This is a genomic window from Haloarcula sp. CGMCC 1.6347, assembly GCF_037078395.1.
GTDB classification, from domain to species: Archaea; Halobacteriota; Halobacteria; order Halobacteriales; family Haloarculaceae; genus Haloarcula; species Haloarcula amylolytica.
The window spans coordinates 327,722-343,600 of the sequence record NZ_JAYMGX010000002.1; the positions used below are offsets into that span (position 1 = coordinate 327,722).

Consider the following 15,879-nt stretch of genomic DNA (forward strand, 5'->3'; position numbering starts at 1 on the left):
ACGCTCGCGGGTTTAATATCTTGGAACAACGAAAGAGGTGATATGAGTGGCCACGGGGGAGAGATTTCGGTGCTGCACGTCGACGACGACCCCGACCTTGGCGATCTCGTGGCGGTCCATCTGGAGCAAACTCACGGTGATATTTCCGTCTGTACCGTGCGAAGCGCGGCAGATGGGTTAGAGCGATTGTCCGAGCGCACGTTCGACTGTGTCGTCAGCGATCACGACATGCCGGGTATGGACGGGCTCGAATTCCTGAAGGTCGTCCGCGAGGAGTACGAGGAGCTACCCTTTATTCTCTTTACTGGCAAAGGAAACGAGGAAATCGCGAGTGATGCCATCTCCGCTGGCGTCACCGAATACCTCCAGAAAGGAGTCGGGACGGACCAGTACACTGTCCTTGCCAACCGTATCGAGCGGGCTGTCGGGGAACGGCGGGCCAAGGCCGCGCTCGAAGAGTCCGAGCGGATGCTGTCGACGCTCATCTCGAACCTGCCGGGGATGGTGTACCGCGCACGGAACGAACCCGATTGGCCGATGGAGTTCGTCAGCGACGGTGCGACGGAGTTAGTCGGCTACAGTTCGGAGGCGCTCGAGAGCGGCGACGTCTCCTGGGGGACGCTGATCAAGGATTCTGAGACGGAGCGTCTCTGGGAGACTGTCCAGACCTGTATCGCCGCCGGCGAACCGTTCGAAGTCTCCTACCAGATCGAGACGGCCGACGGTGAGACCCGCTGGATGTGGGAGCGCGGGCGCGTCGTCGGCACTGACGACGACGGGGTCGAAATCCTCGAAGGGTTCATCACTGACGTAACCGCGCGCGAGGAGCGCGAGCGCGAACTCGCGAATCAGCGGGCATTTACCGAGAAGCTCATCGACTCCGTCGACGATATGTTCTACGTTGTCGGTCCCGATGGCAGTCTGGTCCGATGGAACGACACCGTCTCGTCGGTGACCGGCTACACAAACGAGAAGTTAGCGTCGATGGGCATTGGGGAACTCATCGTGGATTCCGACCACGAGAAATTATGGCGAGTGTTCGAGGAGACGCTGGAGACCGGATACGGAACCGTTGAAGCAGGTGTCGAGACGGCTGACGGCAGGGCGCTCCAGTACGAATTCAAGGGCTCGCTCATCGAAGACGAGCGCGGCGACCTGTTCGGGATTGCCGGTATCGGCCGGGATATCACGGAACGGAAACGCCGGGAACGGGAGCTCAGGGAGTACCGGACGCTGGTCGAAAACGTCGGGGACCCGATGTACGTCCTCGATACTGACGGGGCAGTAGAGATGGTAAACGAGGCGATGGCCGCCCATCTGGGGTACGACCGCTCGGAAATCGTCGGCTCGGAACCAGTCCGTTTCATGCCCGAGACGGATGTCGAAAGAGCGACAGCACTCATCTGTGACCTGCTCGACGACGACGAGCGGACGTGGGGGGCCTACGAGATGCGGACGATATCCGCTGACGGGACAGTCCGGATCAACGAGGACAGGATCGCACCGCTGTTCGACGAGGACGGGAACTTCGACGGCTCGGTCGGCGTGATGCGCGAGACGACGGAGCGCAAGCAACGCGAACGGGAACTCGAACGCTACGAGACGATCATCGAGGCCGTCGGTGACCCGGTGTACACCCTCGACGACGAGGGCGTGTTCACCTACGCGAACGAGGCGATAAAGCGACTGACGGGGTTCGAGCCCGACGAACTCGTCGGCGAGCACATCTCCACGATCATGGCCGGCGAGGACATCAACCGCGGCAATGACCTCATCCGGACCATGCTGTCTGACCCGACCCGGCAGAACGTGACCTTCGAAACGGATATCGTCGACCAGAACGGGGCGCACACCCCTATCGAAATCCACATCGCGTTGCTTCCGGCCGCGGACGGGGAGTTCAACGGTACAGCGGGCGTCATCCGCGATATCAGCGACCGGAAAGAGCGAGAGCGACAGCTCGCGGAGTTCGCGTCTGTCGTCAGCCACGACCTTCGAAACCCGCTGAACGTGGTCAAAGGTCGGATATCGGTCGCTCGGACGTCGGGCGACGTCTCGCACCTCGAAGCGGCGGCGTCCGCGGCCGACCGGATGGACGAACTCATCAACGATCTGTTGACGCTCGCCAGACAGGGCGATACGGTCGGCGAGACGACGATGGTCGACCTCGCTGCCCTTGCGAGCCAGGCCTGGATCGATGTCGAAACCGGCGAAGCCACGCTCGAAAAACACGGGACGACGGCGGTCGAAGCCGACGCGGCACGGCTTCGCACGGTGTTTGAGAACCTGTTCCGGAACAGTGTGGAACATGGCTCCACGAGCAGTCGGACGGAGTCCGACGACAGTGTGGAACACGGACGTTGTGCAGACGGCGCAGCCCCGGTCACTGTCTCCGTCGGAACAACGGACGACGGATTTTACGTCGCCGACGACGGCGTGGGAATCCCACCAGAAGAGCGAGATGACGTGTTCGAGCGCGGCTACACCACGAGCGACACCGGGACCGGGTTCGGGCTGGCAATCGTCGTTGAGGTCGCACAGGCCCACGGCTGGTCTGTGTCGGTGACCGAAAGCGAGGACGGCGGCGCGCGGTTCGAGTTCACGACGAGTTCGGAGCGTTGACGTGGCGGTAGGCCGGCCCCGCGAGCACCAGCACGGCCAGCGCCGCGGAGAACAACAGGACGTGCGGGAGCGCGTCGACACTGAGCCCCGTGAGCGTCAGCGACCGCAGCGACGCGCCCGCGGTGACCTCGACCGCGACCCACGGAATTTCGCCGAGGAACGTCCCGACCGCAAAGGAGCGCGGCGAGACGCGGGCGAACCCGGCTCCATAAGAGACGGGGTCCGCAGGCACCGGTGAGAGCCGTGCCGCGAGCACCCCCCGCGTCTCGCCGGTCACCTCGATAATCCGGCGGCCTGAGTCGCCCAGCCAGCCGAACATCCCGCCCTGTTCGCCGGCCCGGAGCGCGAACCGGTAGGGGATGAGGCAGGTGACGAGTGCGCCCATCAGTGCGACCGGGAAGCCGTATTTGACACCGAGGACGAACCCGACGAACGCGGACAGCGGCATCGTCGGCCACGCGAAGAACGGGCGAACTAGGTACAGCCCGACGATGACGCCGGCGAGGTAGACAGGGTGGTCGGCGAGATGCGTCGTCTGGGCCACTACCCGCTCGGGGGTGAGCAGCGTTGTCGCGACGGCGACGACTACCACCAGCCCGGCAGTCCCGACCAGTTGTCGCTTCGCGAGGCGGTCCATCTACCCAATTGAGCGGTAGCAATCGACAAACGCTTTGTGGTATCTTTTAGGTTGTTCGGGGTTGAATCGGCGATTGTGTCCGAGAGGCGTGATCCGGTCGAACTCGGCGTCGAACTGCTCGCCCATCTGGAACACGGGGAGCTGTCCGTCGCCGACGCGCTCGACCGTATCGAGACAGTGACGACCAACCCACAGGTCCAGCGCGAGATACTCGATACTGCAGTGATGCGTGGCCTCATCGAGCGCGAGAACGGTGTCGTTCGCCCGCGGTCACAGGGGTCGTACGTGAACTTCGACAGCGACGTCGTCGTTCGCGAGGGGGAGTTCTCGTGTCAGCGCTGTGGCGCAGCTATCAGTACTGGCCACTTCGTCCAGTTCGACGGCGGCGAACTGGGACCGTTCGGGTCGACGTGTATTCGGAAAGTGTTAGGGCGGGAGTAGCGAGCGGCCCTCGGAATTACGAGCGGCGAACGAAGTGAGCCGCGAGTAGCGAGGGGCGCGAACGGAGTGAGCGGCCCTCGTTGATGCGAACGGCGACGGGAGGAGCCGTGAGCAGCGCAATAGCGGAGCGACCCTGGTGGCAGCGAGGTCGTGGCCGCGGTCACCACGTTAGATAAACGTCCCCAAACACACGAGTGCAGTCAAAAACAGATGCCTCAGCGGCCCTGGCGGAGTTCCTTGATGAGCTGTTTGATGGTGCGCTCCTGCTTCTGGAGCTGTTCGTTCTGGGCCTCGACAGCGGCGGTCAGTTCGGCGACCTGTGCTTCGAGGTCAGCGACATCGGGGTCTGCCGAGGTGTCCGGCTCGACCGAGTCGGTGTCTACGCTGGTTACGTCACTGGGTTGGGTTTCCGTCGTGGCTTCGGCGGCAGTTCCCTGCTCAGTGGTCGATGCGGTCGCGGCCTGCGTGCTGGCGCTCGCGGTTTCAGCCTCAGAACCGTCACCGCTCTCCTCATCATTGCTCACAAGCGGGTCGATACCGGATTCGAGGCCGAGCCCGTTGCCCGCATCTGTGGCGCTCTCTTCGGGGTCCGCTCCGACCTTGGCGTTGAGCTCAGCGAGCGAACCGACCTCGTGGTACGCAAAGAGGGACTCTTCGAGTGTTTTCCGGACCATCGGTGCCTGCTCGGACGGGGCCTTGATGCGCTCTGGCCGCTCGTTGAACGAGAGCACGACAGCCGTGGCGACGCTACCCTCCTCGAACTCCAGACCGGTCACGTCGTCGAAGGAGAACGCCTCGTAGTCGGCGTCCCAGGTGACGTTGCCGATGTGCTTGAGTAGCTGGCGGTCGGTAACGACCAGCGTTAGTTCGCTGAACCGGAACACGCCAGCGAGACTCTCGTCGGGTGCGATACCGCCGGAGACGGTGAGCTTCCCTTCGAGCAGCCGTTCGAGGACGGCGTCGCCGCGGCTGCCGGGCACGGACAGTTCGAGTTTCTCACTAGTGTAGATGAGCGAGAACTTGGTCTTGCGTCGGCCTTCCGAAACGGTGAGCCGTTCGAAATCGTGCGGATAGCTGGCGACCTTCTCGTCGCTGAGAAGGCCTTCACCGCGGTAGACGAGCGTCCGGGTCGGTGTGAAACAGGCCGCGTCTTCGTCGCCGAGGTTGACACCGCCCCGGATCTCCTCGTCCCCGAGTTCCTGCTGGACGAGGTCTGGTATCTCCATACTGCCTGCATACCTGCGTGGTGGCTTAAATCCGCGGGTCGATTATCAGCACCGATCAGGTGGACACAGCGTGGGACTGTGCCACAGTCCCGGCAGAGATGAGAACCTTCAAGACGGCTAACGGCCAACGGCTGAATGCACCCGCGCCCGGGTGGCTTAGCTGGACATAGCGCCGCACTCATAGGGTCTTTCGACTCATGCGGCAGTGCACCCGTCATGACCCCGGGGCGCTCGTCACGCCCCAGACCTGGGCCATGCGGAGATCGAGGGTTCGGAGCCCTCCCCGGGCATTTTCCAGATCACATCGGACAGCAGCCAGCAGCATCACTGGCCCGTGCCGAACAAACGGTACGCGACTAGCCCGAGCAGGGCTGTTCCGAGCGATCAGACGGTATCCTCGCCGAGTCGCTCCCGAACGCTGTCGTGCTTGTCACGACTGTTTGGAGACGTAGATGGTAGTTTCGTGGGAAAAGAACCGCCAGCGGTCAGCCAGACGAGAGGCCGCCGCCGGGGAACTCCTGAAACACGGCCTCGAAGTCGTCGATCTCTGCGGCCGTGGAATCGGCTGTCTCGCGGAGTTCTTCGAGTCGCTCGCTGACAGTCCGGTACTCGTCGCTGGCTTCCAGTTGCGCGGTGTTCTTCTGCGTTTCCAGCGTCGCCTTCTTCGAGGCCACGGCGAAGTACTCCTGCACCTGATCGTCGTACGTGGTCCGGACGAGCATCTCCGAGACGGTGTCGAGGAGGTCCTCGCGGCTGACCGGCTTAGTCAGGTACTCGTCGAAGGGCATCTCGACGATGTCGAAGTCCGGGTCGACGGCCGTTACCATCACTACCGCCGGGTCGATACCCCGTTCCGCGATGGTATCGAGGACTTCGTCACCGCTCATATCGGGCATCTGCCGGTCCAGAAAGACAACGTCGACGGACGCGTCGACTAACTGGAGCGCTTCCGTACCGCTGTGTGCGGTCCGAACGTCGTGTGCGGTCAGCAGCCACGTCGAATACAGATCCGCGATATCTTGTTCATCGTCGACGACGAGCACCGTTGCCTCCTCCGTCTCACCACGCTTTTGCACTTGTTATCCCTCCTGTCGACTCACGTACTGCTCTCACGGTGACTTTCCCGAACAGCAAGATAAAGGTACCCAGCATATTATCGATTCTGAGAACACTGCAGTTGGTCTGTTGACTTTTTCATGGAGGCGTGCTGTCACAAGGCAGTGACTTATCCCAGAGATGTTAACATAGCGGCGACCGTACCCTGTGTGTATGGTGACCGTCTCCGGACCGTGGACGAGCGGGGAGATGGAACAGTTTCTCAGCGCCGAAACGGTTCCACTCCGTCTCGGGTGCCGAACTCCAGCAGACAGGCCCTGGATGCTCTCGCTCTGGTACCGATTCGTTGACGGTGTCTTCGAGTGTGCGACCGGGGCAGACGCAGCGGTTGTCGACTACCTCGACTATGACGACGACGTGTCATTCGAGGTCTCGACGAACGAGCCGCCGTACCGCGGCGTCAGAGGCAATGGCACAGCGACGATGACAACAGACGAGGACAAGACGGTGCTCACCGACCTGCTGCACCGCTACCTCGGCGGGACCGACTCACCACTGGCCGAACGACTGCTCGCACCCGACCGCCGCGAGATCCAGATCACGATCACGCCCGACCGTCTCCACACCTGGGACTATAGCAACCGGATGTAACTGCCTGAACCAATGGGACCCACAGACTCAGCCATGGACACTGACCCGACAGACATCAAATCAATCGCGATAAGCGCCACCGACCTCGTCGCAGCTATTGAAGCGACTGCAGACGAATCAGAGACCGTGTTGCGCGTCACACCACCGTTCAGCGGTCGAATGCGGGCGCGTCTCCACGTCGTCCAGCCTGACGACGATGACGACACGGTTCACATAGAGCCCGACTCACTGCTGACTACGGATGCACCGTCGTATCCGACGCCCGATGACACCGCCGACGAACTCCGGGCTCACGACGATGAGACGTACTCGGTGGAGCGCCATCGGACCTACCACGAGCAGCGACTCGCCGAGTGGCGGGAGTCGCTTCCGGACCACGTCGTCGATAGCACGACACTAAGCGACACAGCGCACGACGTAACTGTGTCACTACTCGGACCGTAATCGGTCGTACACGTCCACCGGAGGCGTTACCGGGACTGGGAGTGTTACAGTAGGTCATACCACAGCTACACCGCCAATAAAACGTCTAAGCGTCTTTCAGACGGTAATAAAATGAACGGCTAGGGGCCGCTGTGCGTGAAACGAAGCGAAACGGGCGGAAACCTCTAGAGGTTATAAGCTATCTCCAGTAGAAGCCGTGGATAGGTCCCCCATATGTCAAGTTCGTCCGCATACGAATTACTCGCCCAGTTTGATGAGTCCGTACCGGAGTTCGACGAGTCACTCGTCTCCGCCGTTCGAGGTATCGCGTTCTGGACGGCGATTGCGCTCCCGTTTTTATATCTCCCGCTACTGATTACCGGCCTGAACTCCGGGGCGACGCGGATCGCGTTCGTCGCGCTCGTCGTCTTCAACGCCGTGACGCTGCGTATCGGCCACGCACACGGTGGAGACGACTGACACGGAACCCTGTGATTCGACACGGAACCCTATGATACCAGGCATTACCGTAGATAGTGCGGCCCTCCTCCCCGCAGTGCCGCTGTGACCATACTTTCATCCACCCGGTAGTCGTTCGTGTGCATATGTCACGGACAGCAGTCATTGCAGGCGTCGGTCCGGGCCTCGGGGAGTCACTGGCCAGAACATTCATCGACGAAGGCTGTCAGGTCGGCCTGTTCGCCCGGTCGGCGTCGTATCTGGAGTCACTGTCGGCAGACCTCGGTGACAACGCGCTCGCAGTACAGACTGATATTACCAGCCCGGACCAGGTTGCGGCAGGCTTCGAGCAGGTCCGGGACGAGTTCGGCCCTGTCGACGTGCTCGTGAACCACGCCAGCGGCGGCGCGTGGAAAGGCATACAGGAGATCACACACGACGAGTTCCAGCACGCGCTCGCCGTCGGCCCGGCGGGCGGGCTGGCCTGTTCGCAGGAGGCCGTCGACGACATGCTGACGGGTGACGGCGGGACGATCATCTTCACCGGTGCGACATCCGCCGTCCGGGGCCGCGACGGCGCAGTCGGGTTCAGCGCCGCCAAGTTCGCCGTCCGCGGGCTGGCCGAATCGATGGCCCGGGAACTCGGTCCCGAAGGCATCCACGTCGCCCACGTCGTCATCGACGGTCAGATTCTCCCGCCGAGCGCCGCCGACGCAGCTGACCGCGACACACAGTCGTATCTTGACCCGGACGAAATCGCTCAGTCGTACTGGCATCTCGTCGAACAGGACCGCTCGGCGTGGACGCTGGAACTCGACCTCCGCCCCCACGTCGAAGCGTTCTGAGCGTCTCACCTCCGTTCCGGCTACTCTTCGAGGAGGTCGACCCACTCTCTGAGCGGCCCCCGAATACCGTCGACTGAGATCGTCATGTCGCCGTCGAACCGCCACGTCGCCTGCGGGGAGTCCGAGCCGAATCGCATCGGAATAGAGACCGACAGATCATCGGCCGTGACGTGGAGCGCCTCGTCGCGATCAACCGTCTCGTCGAGCAGCCGTTCGACGGCCAGGCGGAGCTGTTCCGGGTCCGGGTCCGGGAGGTCCGTGGATTGACTCATACCTGTGGCTTAGAGCCGAGGCTACCTCCGTGTTGCGTCGGAGCAGTCAGTTTGTCCCCGTCATTTAGGGGTGTGTAGTCCTCAGACTGTGACGATGGAGTTGGACACGCCGTACGCCCTCGGGGGGACCTACTACGTCGAGACGGTATCCGTCGGAAAACGGACGGACGACGAGACGGTGCGCGATTGCGTGGTCTGTGGCGGCCATGTCTACGCTGACGACTGGCATCTCGTCGTCGGAGTCCTGGATACAGCCTGCGGACGACAGCGCCACCACCACTGTAGCGACGACTGCCTGACCGACTGGCTCAAACTCATGACAGCTGCCTGAGCGTCAGTGAGTCCGCGGAGTCTTGACGGTGGAACCCGTCGGGCAGATATGGACGAGCGTACGGGCGTATTCAGGGTCTACCGCGTCGTCGAAGCGGTCCCGCACATCAATTTATTTGACACCGACGCGACGCGGCTCTACACGGTGTATCAGTCCGGCTACGGCGAACGCCAGCCAGCAGTCGACGACCTCCGGACGGGCGACCGCGTCGAGGCGACGCTCGGCGGTGATCCCGACGATTCGGACGAGGCCTGGTCGCTACTTTCCTTCGAGCGGCTCGACCGCGTCGCGATGGACTTTGCTGTGGATGCTGAAGTCCCAGCAGTGGCGGCCGACCTCTGGGAACCGGGCCTCGAACGCCCGGCAAGCGCCGTGCTCGAAGAGGACGGCGAGCCGGTCGCGGAGTGTTTCGTGCAGCCGCGCGCGCCGCTGCCCGGCGGCACGTTCGTCCCGAGCGTGCTCACCGGCCTCGTGCCGATGGAATCACTGCTGACCGACCTCCCCGGTATCGGCGAACCGCCGACAGACGCTATCTTCATCGACCCCGATTCGCCCGATTCCGACTCGTACTCACGCCCCTACGGCGTCGCCGTGTTGTTCACCGCCGCCGCTGATGACCTACTCGCTGAGTTCCGGGACCGATATGATCTCTCTGCCGACACGGACAACAGACCCGAGTACGACCCGTACGGGCTGTAAGGGGTCGGTGGGGCGGTCCACAGGAGCCTACATCGTGATGACGAGCGGTACTGGAACGAAACAGAGCATGCCCAGAACGAACGTGACCAGGCCGATAGCCCAGCGGCCCGGCCCCAGCGGCGTCTCGTCCAGCGGCGTCGCCGACCCGAGCCGACCGAACACCAGCGCCAGGAGCCCCCAGAACGCCCACAGTCCGGCTGCGCGACCCCCCTCAAAGGCGACGAGGTAGCCCGCGAGCCCGAACAGGGCAACGGGGACGGCTAGCTGGACCAGCGACAGGCGGTCGCCGAACAGCGAGCGGGCGACGTGTGCGCCGTCGAGTTGACCGACCGGCAGAAGGTTCAGGAAGGTCACGAACGCCCCCACCCAGCCGCCGATGACGACCGGGTTCGGGAGGAGCTGCGGGTTCGCGTACTCCAGTTGTTCACCCATCACCGCCGCGATGCCCTGCAACAGCAGCGGGTAGCCGAGTTCGATGTTCGTGACGATGCCGCGGGTTACCTCCACCGGCGGGAGCGTCACGCCGATGGCGGTCACGACGACTGTCGCGGCGAGGCCCGCCAGCGGACCGGCGACGCCGATGTCGAACAGCGCCTTCCGGTCGGGGATGTGGTCGTTCATGCTGATGACCGCGCCCAGCGTCCCGAGCACGTTCGGGAACGGCAGGAAGTACGGCAGGCTCGCCTCGACCTCGTGGTAGCGGCTCATGACGTAGTGGCCGAACTCGTGAATCGCAAGGATTCCCAGTGCAGCGGCGGCGAAGGGCCACGCCTCGAGCATGGCTGTCGGCTCGTCGAGCACAGACAGCCCGTACCAGCGGGTCCCGGCGTACAGCGTCGACAACAGCGTCAGGACGGCGAGCCCGACGTTCAGCCACGGGATGCCGTCGACGCCGAGCGACCGCTCCCGTGCGATCAGGACCCACTCGCCCATCTCCCGCTTGAGCGCGACGCGATACCCGCGCTGACGGAACGCCGGTGCGATGCGGTGGATGACCTGTTCGGACTCGGTCATCGGCTCGCCGTAATACCGGACGCCGTCCTCGGCGGTCCTGTCGACCTCGTAGACGTAGAACGAGTCTGCGAGCGCTTCCGGGTCCGGTAACTCCGGCGGCGAGGACTGGGTCGCCATTACTCGCGTTTGGGGTTCGACCCGTTTGAACCTGTTTGCCGCGGCACTAGAAGAGGGACACACCGCCCATAGAGGACTCGGAGGGCGTTAGTCCGCGACAGCCTCGTCCGACCCGGTCGCAGCGCTGGGGTCCTGAATCCAGAGGTCGCCGAAAAGGTCGTCCTGCTGGAGGCGGACCTGGCCGCGGTGGGCAAGAAAGAGGAGGCCGAGGAACGTCTCGACGCGGGTCCCGCCGGCGGTGTCGACCTCGCGGTACAGCACCTCCTCGCGGCCCTGGTCGTACTGCTCGCGGACGGCGTCGTGCACGTCGGCGATGATGTCGTCGATGTTCTCGGCGTGGGCCGTCCCGGTCACGTCCGCCGCTGACGGCTCCTCGTCCAGCCGCATGTCGTCGGCCCCGCGGTAGTCCAGTTCCTGCGTCCCGCGGTCGTACCCGCTCGGGGAGTCGCTGGTGTCGTACTCGCGGGACTCCTTCCACCACGATTCGCGCTCGGCGTCGCGGAGGTCCCGAACGAGTTCGTCGAGCGTCTGTGGCATCCCACGGGCACGCCGGCGTTCGAGCCGGCGGTCCATCTCCGATTCCAGCGCGGCGAAGGGATCCGGGTCCTCGATGGGTGCGTCCTCGTGCATCGCCTGCTCCCACGGCTCGGCCGGCTCCTCCTCGTCGTCGCCCTCGCCCAGCATCGCGTCGCTTTTCATCCGGATGAGGACGCTCGCGTAGAACAGCGCCCGGCCCGACGTGCGCAGGTCCGCGTCGTCGATGCGCTGGAGGAACTTGTCAGTGACCCGTACCACGTCGATGTCCCACGGGTCGATTTCGCCGTCGTCCGCGAGCTGGACCAGTACCTCGACCGGTTCGACGTCCTCGTCCTCGCTGTCGTCGTCCGAGTCGCTTTCGGGGCCGCCCTGCTCGGGAGAGGCATCATCTGAATCGGGGGAGTCGCCCAGCAGCGCCGCCGCATCACCTGATTCGCCGGGCGGCTCACGGTCCTCGTGGCCGGTAATGTTGAGTGGAATGTCATCCGCTTGCCTTTCAACCCCTTCATCAGTCATCGGCTGGTACCTCCTCGTCACCGTCATCTGTGCCCTCACCGGAGAGGTCAATCCCAGTCACGGCGCTCACGTTGTCGCCCTGCATCATCACCCCGATAGCGCGCTCGGACCGCTCGAGCATGGCCGAGCGGTGTGAAACGACGACGAACTGGGCGTCGCCGGCGAGTTCGTCCACCAGCTCGCCGACGAGGTCGGCGTTGGCCGCGTCGAGGAAGGCGTCGACCTCGTCAAGCGCGTAGAACGGCGCGGGGTTGTGCCGCTGGATGGCGAAGATGAACGCCAGCGCCGTCAGCGACTTCTCGCCGCCGGACATCGCGTTCAGGCGCTGAATCGGCTTGTCGCCCGGCTGGGCCTTCATCGTCAGCCCGCCCTCGAAGGGGTCGTCCTCGTCTTCGAGGTGGAGGTGGCCGGTGCCGTTCGAGAGCCGCTCGAAGATGTTCTGGAACTGGTCGTTGATCTCCGTGAACGACTCCATGAACGTCTCCTTCTTGCGCGCCTCGTAGGTGTCGATGCGCTCGCGGATGCCGTCGGCCTCCTCGACCAGCGTCGCCTTCTTGTCTTCGAGTTCCTGCAGGTCGTCGTTCACCCGGTCGTACTCCTCGATGGCGCGCATGTTGACCGGCTCCAGCTTCTCCATCTCCGTCTCCAGCCGGTCGATCTCCTGCTCGACCGTGTCGTGGTCAGGCACGTCCTCGGGGTCGTAGTCGCCGACCTGCGCTTCGAGTTCGTCGATTTCCCACTCCAGGCGCTCCTGGGTTTCCTGCTCGGATTCGAGGTCCCGCTCGATTTCGGAGACTGCGGCCTGTTGCTCGTCGCGGGCCTCTTTGGCCTCCTGCAGGTCGTCTTTCAGCTCCTCGCGTTCGGCCTTGAGTTCGGCCAGCTCCTCCTCCAAATCGGCGACAGCCTGCTCCTTCTCTGTTTTCAGCTCCTGTTTCTCGGCGACCTTCGCTTCGAGGTCCTCGATGCGCTCCTCGTGTTCGGTCTTGCGGTTCTGGGCCGCCTCGATGTCGTCGTGGAGGTCCTCGATGGCATCCTCGGCGTACTGCTTTTCGAGTTCGTATTCGTTGAGTTCCGCGTCGAGTTCGCTCTGCCGGCCCTCCAGCGCGTCGATGTCGTCCTTGATGGACTCGCGCTGGTCCGTCAGGTCCGGCAGTTCCGAATCCTCGACCTCGGCTTCGAGGTCGTCGATGTCGCTCTGGAGCGCGTCGATCTCCTCGGTCTTTTCCTCGATGTCGGCCTCCAGTTCGTCCATCTGGTCGGCCACGTCCTCGCGCTCGTCGGCGATCTCTTCGAGGTCGGCTTCCAGCTGTTCGATACGGTCGCGGGTGTCTTCGAGGGCAGTCTGCTTGCGCTCGATGCTCGTCTCGATGTCCCGGACCTGCTCGGTCGCGTCGGATTCGCGGTCGCGGGCGTCGTCGAGGCGCTCCTCCACGTCCCGCAGGTCCTCGCGAACGTCCGCGCGCTCGTCTTCGAGTTCGTTGATGCGCGTGGCGACCCGTTCAAGCTTGCCCGCGCCACCCGAGAAGGAGTAGCGCGTGCCCGAGGAGGAGCCCCCGGTCATCGCGCCGGACTTCTCGACGAGGTCGCCGTCGAGCGTGACCATCCGGTAGTCGCCCATCAGGTCGCGAGCGGTGTCCATGCTGTCGACGACGACGGTGTCGCCGAGCACGTACGAGAAGATGCCCGCGTACTCGCGGTCGAAGTCGACGAGGTTGTACGCGAAGTCGATGACGCCGTCGGCGCTGGGCAGCGACCCCAGCGACCGGTTCTGCATCTGCGTGATCGGCAGGAACGTCGCCCGGCCGGCGCTGCGGGATTTGAGGTACTCGATACAGCGCTGGCCGACGCTGTCGTCGTCGACGACGACGTGGGCGAGCCGCCCGCCGGCGGCCGTCTCACAGGCCGTGGCATACTCTGGGTCGACCCCGCCGAGTTGGCCGACGGTCCCATGGACGCCGTCCTGGCCGGCGTTGAGAATCGCCGTCACCGCGCGGCCGTACGAGGAGTCGCCGTCTTCACCGGCTTTCGCCTCTAGCTGGGCGTACTCCTGCTGTTTCGCGCTGATTTCGTCTTCGAGTTCGTCGAGGTCCGACTGGAGTTCCCGCTTCTCGGCCCGGAGGTCGTCGACGACCTCGCCGATGGTGGCCTTGTTCTGCTTTGCTTTCTCCAGTTCCGTCTCTAAGTCCTCGATATCGGCTTCGAGGTCGGGAATCTCGGCTTCCGCGTCTTCGATGGCTTCACGCTTCTCGTCCTCGGCGTTCGAGCGCCGGCGGGCCTCGTCGAGCAGGCGGTCCTGCTCGCGCTGGAGGTCGTTCTTTTCGCTTTTGAGCGTCTCCAGCCGCGAGCGCTTCTCCTCCAGTTCGTCCTTGACCTCTTGAAACTCCTCGCCGACCTCGTCGATGCGCTGCTGGACCTCCGCGAGTTCGGACTCCTTCTCGGCGATGTCGGCTTTGACGTTGGATTTGGCGACCTTCGTCTCGCGGATGTCGCTTTCGAGGTCGTCGATGGTCTCCTGCTTGCGGTCGATCTGGACGAACGCCTGCCGGCGCTCGTTCTCGGCGGCCTCGACGGTCTCCTCGGCGGACTCGATCTTGTCCTCCAGACGGGAGATGTCGCCTTTGATCTCCTCTATCTCGCGCTTGATGGCGAGCTGTTCGTCCTCGCCCTTGCGCTCGATCTCCTGATTGAGTTCGTGGAGCTCGTCTTCCAGCCGGATAACCGCGCCCTTGCGCTCGTCGAGTTCGGTCTGCAGTTCTTGGAGTTCCGCTTCCAGCTCGTCGATAGTTTCCTCGACGGCCGCCAGTTCCTCGCGTTTGTCTTCGAGTTCGGCGGCTTTGCGATAGCCTTCGTACTCCTCTTTCTCGTCGCGGAGGTCCTGGTATTTGAGCGCCGTCTCCCGCTCGTCTTCGAGCTGGTCGAGGCGCTCCTGTTTCTCCTCGATGCGGAGCTCGGCCTCGTCGATGCGCTCCTGAACGACCTCCAGTTCGTCGAACGCGTCGGCCTTCTTCGCGTCGAACTGGGCGACGCCGGCGATCTCGTCGATGATCTCCCGACGGGAGCCGGCGGTCATGTTAATGATCTCGGTCACGTCGCCCTGCATGACGACGTTGTATCCCTCCGGCGTCACGCCCGCCTGCGCGAGGAGGTCCTGAATGTCCGAGAGGTTGACCGAGCGGCCGTTGATGTAGTAATAGGAGTAGTAGTTGTCCTCGGTCTCCTTGACCCGGCGCTTGATGGCGATCTCGTCCACGTCGCCCACGTCCTCGGTGCCGGCGGCGTTGACGACCTGTGAACGTGACAGCGTCCGGTCGTCGTTTGCCAGAATGACCTCAACGCTGGCCTGGCGCTCGCCGTCGTACTCGGCGTCTTCGTCGGCGTGACCGGGGTTGTAGATGAGGTCAGTCAGCTTCTCGGCGCGGATACCCGAGGTGCGAGCAAGTCCGAGCGCGAACAGAATCGCGTCGATGATGTTGGACTTGCCCGAGCCGTTCGGGCCGCTAATAGTAGTGAAATCTTCGTAGAACGGGATTCGGGTCTTGCGTCCGAAGCTCTTGAAATTGTCGAGGACGAGCTCTTTGATATGCATGCGGTGGTATGGCCGACAGCCCTACGCGACGATGATGTCGGACTCCGAGTCCTCCTCGGTCTCGGTCTCCGACGCGGCCTCGGCTTCCTCCCTGTTATCAACCTCGTCGGTATCCTCGGTGTTAGGTGTGTCGGCCTCCGTCGGGGTAGCGGCCGATTCCTCCGAGTCGGACTCGTCAGCGCTGAATCCGTTGTCTTCGTCGACGCTGGCTTCGAGTTCACGGATGCGGACCTTGCATTCGACGAGTTCGTCGGTCAGTCCTTCGACCGACGCTTCCAGTTCTCTGACGCGCGTTTCGAGTTCCTCGACTCGGTTGCCGCACATATCCGTAACCCAGCCATTGTGGACACTTATACCTACGTCAGACATTGGCAGTCCGAGTGATACGTCCGGTCCGATGGATCGAGTCCCCTCCCGACACTGTACAGGGTCGTTAGCCTTTAGCCA

General features: G+C 63.6%; 16 protein-coding genes and 1 tRNA gene. 9 read left to right on the top strand and 8 right to left on the bottom strand.

Annotation, left to right across the window (positions count from 1 at the left end; translation table 11 throughout):
- Window positions 1–42 precede the first annotated feature (42 nt).
- Window positions 43–2,622, top strand: a complete 2,580-nt coding sequence (locus tag VI340_RS10060) for a PAS domain S-box protein (protein ID WP_336358285.1) — start codon at window positions 43–45, stop codon at window positions 2,620–2,622.
- Here VI340_RS10060 and VI340_RS10065 read toward each other — a convergent pair.
- Window positions 2,600–3,259 (bottom strand): TVP38/TMEM64 family protein, encoded by a 660-nt coding sequence (locus VI340_RS10065; protein ID WP_008312874.1) that lies wholly within the window; start codon window positions 3,257–3,259, stop codon window positions 2,600–2,602. The genes VI340_RS10060 and VI340_RS10065 overlap by 23 nt on opposite strands.
- A 51-nt stretch (window positions 3,260–3,310) precedes the next feature.
- On the opposite strand from VI340_RS10065, the gene VI340_RS10070 reads away from it, so the two are divergent.
- Window positions 3,311–3,700, top strand: coding sequence for a DUF5830 family protein (locus VI340_RS10070; protein WP_008312872.1), 390 nt, complete (start codon window positions 3,311–3,313; stop codon window positions 3,698–3,700).
- Between the two features lie 215 nt (window positions 3,701–3,915).
- On the opposite strand, the gene VI340_RS10075 is transcribed toward VI340_RS10070, so the two are convergent.
- The gene (locus tag VI340_RS10075; RefSeq protein WP_008312870.1) at window positions 3,916–4,926 is read right to left on the bottom strand and encodes a DUF7115 domain-containing protein; all 1,011 of its coding nucleotides are present in this window, start codon (window positions 4,924–4,926) and stop codon (window positions 3,916–3,918) included.
- Window positions 4,927–5,071: 145 nt separating this feature from the next.
- Here VI340_RS10075 and VI340_RS10080 point away from each other — a divergent pair.
- Window positions 5,072–5,216 (top strand) — tRNA-Met (locus VI340_RS10080).
- Window positions 5,217–5,411: 195 nt separating this feature from the next.
- Here VI340_RS10080 and VI340_RS10085 read toward each other — a convergent pair.
- Window positions 5,412–6,002 carry a HalX domain-containing protein gene (locus VI340_RS10085; protein WP_008312771.1) on the bottom strand — a complete coding sequence of 197 codons (591 nt, stop codon included), beginning with the start codon at window positions 6,000–6,002 and terminating at the stop codon, window positions 5,412–5,414.
- Between the two features lie 193 nt (window positions 6,003–6,195).
- Between VI340_RS10085 and VI340_RS10090 the strand changes: the two genes are divergently transcribed.
- The 4 genes from VI340_RS10090 to VI340_RS10105 all read left to right on the top strand — a co-directional run bounded on the left by VI340_RS10090 (window position 6,196) and on the right by VI340_RS10105 (window position 8,360).
- The gene (locus VI340_RS10090; RefSeq protein WP_008312770.1) at window positions 6,196–6,633 is read left to right on the top strand and encodes a hypothetical protein; all 438 of its coding nucleotides are present in this window, start codon (window positions 6,196–6,198) and stop codon (window positions 6,631–6,633) included.
- 12 nt (window positions 6,634–6,645) lie between these two features.
- Window positions 6,646–7,077, top strand: a complete 432-nt coding sequence (locus tag VI340_RS10095; protein WP_193363419.1) for a hypothetical protein — start codon at window positions 6,646–6,648, stop codon at window positions 7,075–7,077.
- Window positions 7,078–7,290: 213 nt separating this feature from the next.
- The gene (locus tag VI340_RS10100) at window positions 7,291–7,536 is read left to right on the top strand and encodes a hypothetical protein (RefSeq protein WP_008312767.1); all 246 of its coding nucleotides are present in this window, start codon (window positions 7,291–7,293) and stop codon (window positions 7,534–7,536) included.
- A gap of 125 nt (window positions 7,537–7,661) precedes the next feature.
- Window positions 7,662–8,360: an SDR family NAD(P)-dependent oxidoreductase gene (locus VI340_RS10105; RefSeq protein ID WP_008312765.1), complete on the top strand. Its 699-nt coding sequence runs from the start codon at window positions 7,662–7,664 to the stop codon at window positions 8,358–8,360.
- A gap of 20 nt (window positions 8,361–8,380) precedes the next feature.
- Here VI340_RS10105 and VI340_RS10110 read toward each other — a convergent pair whose 3' ends face one another.
- Window positions 8,381–8,632: a hypothetical protein gene (locus VI340_RS10110; RefSeq protein WP_008312763.1), complete on the bottom strand. Its 252-nt coding sequence runs from the start codon at window positions 8,630–8,632 to the stop codon at window positions 8,381–8,383.
- Between the two features lie 94 nt (window positions 8,633–8,726).
- Here VI340_RS10110 and VI340_RS10115 point away from each other — a divergent pair, with 94 nt between their 5' ends.
- On the top strand, window positions 8,727–8,963 hold the full coding sequence (locus tag VI340_RS10115) for a DUF7576 family protein (RefSeq protein WP_008312761.1): 237 nt from the start codon (window positions 8,727–8,729) through the stop codon (window positions 8,961–8,963).
- A 48-nt stretch (window positions 8,964–9,011) separates the two neighbouring features.
- On the top strand, window positions 9,012–9,662 hold the full coding sequence (locus tag VI340_RS10120; protein ID WP_336358286.1) for a hypothetical protein: 651 nt from the start codon (window positions 9,012–9,014) through the stop codon (window positions 9,660–9,662).
- Window positions 9,663–9,689: 27 nt separating this feature from the next.
- On the opposite strand, the gene VI340_RS10125 is transcribed toward VI340_RS10120, so the two are convergent.
- The 4 genes from VI340_RS10125 to VI340_RS10140 form a co-directional block, all read right to left on the bottom strand.
- Window positions 9,690–10,793 carry a site-2 protease family protein gene (locus VI340_RS10125; protein ID WP_336358287.1) on the bottom strand — a complete coding sequence of 368 codons (1,104 nt, stop codon included), beginning with the start codon at window positions 10,791–10,793 and terminating at the stop codon, window positions 9,690–9,692.
- Window positions 10,794–10,880: 87 nt separating this feature from the next.
- Window positions 10,881–11,846 carry a ScpA family protein gene (locus VI340_RS10130; RefSeq protein ID WP_336358288.1) on the bottom strand — a complete coding sequence of 322 codons (966 nt, stop codon included), beginning with the start codon at window positions 11,844–11,846 and terminating at the stop codon, window positions 10,881–10,883.
- Window positions 11,839–15,432, bottom strand: a complete 3,594-nt coding sequence (smc, locus tag VI340_RS10135; RefSeq protein ID WP_336329122.1) for a chromosome segregation protein SMC — start codon at window positions 15,430–15,432, stop codon at window positions 11,839–11,841. The genes VI340_RS10130 and smc overlap by 8 nt, the downstream gene beginning before the upstream one ends.
- Window positions 15,433–15,453: 21 nt before the next feature.
- A complete protein-coding gene (locus tag VI340_RS10140; protein WP_008312751.1) occupies window positions 15,454–15,756 on the bottom strand; it encodes a DUF7518 family protein in 303 nt (100 codons plus the stop codon).
- Between the last annotated feature and the right edge of the window lie 123 nt (window positions 15,757–15,879).

Excerpts from the sequence above, each read along its gene's own strand:
- VI340_RS10060 (WP_336358285.1), top strand. The coding sequence starts at position 43 with ATGAGTGGCCACGGGGGAGAGATTTCGGTGCTGCACGTCGACGACGAC.
- VI340_RS10065 (WP_008312874.1), bottom strand. The coding sequence starts at position 3,259 with ATGGACCGCCTCGCGAAGCGACAACTGGTCGGGACTGCCGGGCTGGTG.
- VI340_RS10075 (WP_008312870.1), bottom strand. The coding sequence starts at position 4,926 with ATGGAGATACCAGACCTCGTCCAGCAGGAACTCGGGGACGAGGAGATC.
- VI340_RS10090 (WP_008312770.1), top strand. The coding sequence starts at position 6,196 with ATGGTGACCGTCTCCGGACCGTGGACGAGCGGGGAGATGGAACAGTTT.
- VI340_RS10095 (WP_193363419.1), top strand. The coding sequence starts at position 6,646 with ATGGGACCCACAGACTCAGCCATGGACACTGACCCGACAGACATCAAA.
- VI340_RS10100 (WP_008312767.1), top strand. The coding sequence starts at position 7,291 with ATGTCAAGTTCGTCCGCATACGAATTACTCGCCCAGTTTGATGAGTCC.
- VI340_RS10105 (WP_008312765.1), top strand. The coding sequence starts at position 7,662 with ATGTCACGGACAGCAGTCATTGCAGGCGTCGGTCCGGGCCTCGGGGAG.
- VI340_RS10110 (WP_008312763.1), bottom strand. The coding sequence starts at position 8,632 with ATGAGTCAATCCACGGACCTCCCGGACCCGGACCCGGAACAGCTCCGC.
- VI340_RS10115 (WP_008312761.1), top strand. The coding sequence starts at position 8,727 with ATGGAGTTGGACACGCCGTACGCCCTCGGGGGGACCTACTACGTCGAG.
- VI340_RS10120 (WP_336358286.1), top strand. The coding sequence starts at position 9,012 with ATGGACGAGCGTACGGGCGTATTCAGGGTCTACCGCGTCGTCGAAGCG.
- VI340_RS10125 (WP_336358287.1), bottom strand. The coding sequence starts at position 10,793 with ATGGCGACCCAGTCCTCGCCGCCGGAGTTACCGGACCCGGAAGCGCTC.
- VI340_RS10130 (WP_336358288.1), bottom strand. The coding sequence starts at position 11,846 with ATGACTGATGAAGGGGTTGAAAGGCAAGCGGATGACATTCCACTCAAC.
- smc (WP_336329122.1), bottom strand. The coding sequence starts at position 15,432 with ATGCATATCAAAGAGCTCGTCCTCGACAATTTCAAGAGCTTCGGACGC.
- VI340_RS10140 (WP_008312751.1), bottom strand. The coding sequence starts at position 15,756 with ATGTGCGGCAACCGAGTCGAGGAACTCGAAACGCGCGTCAGAGAACTG.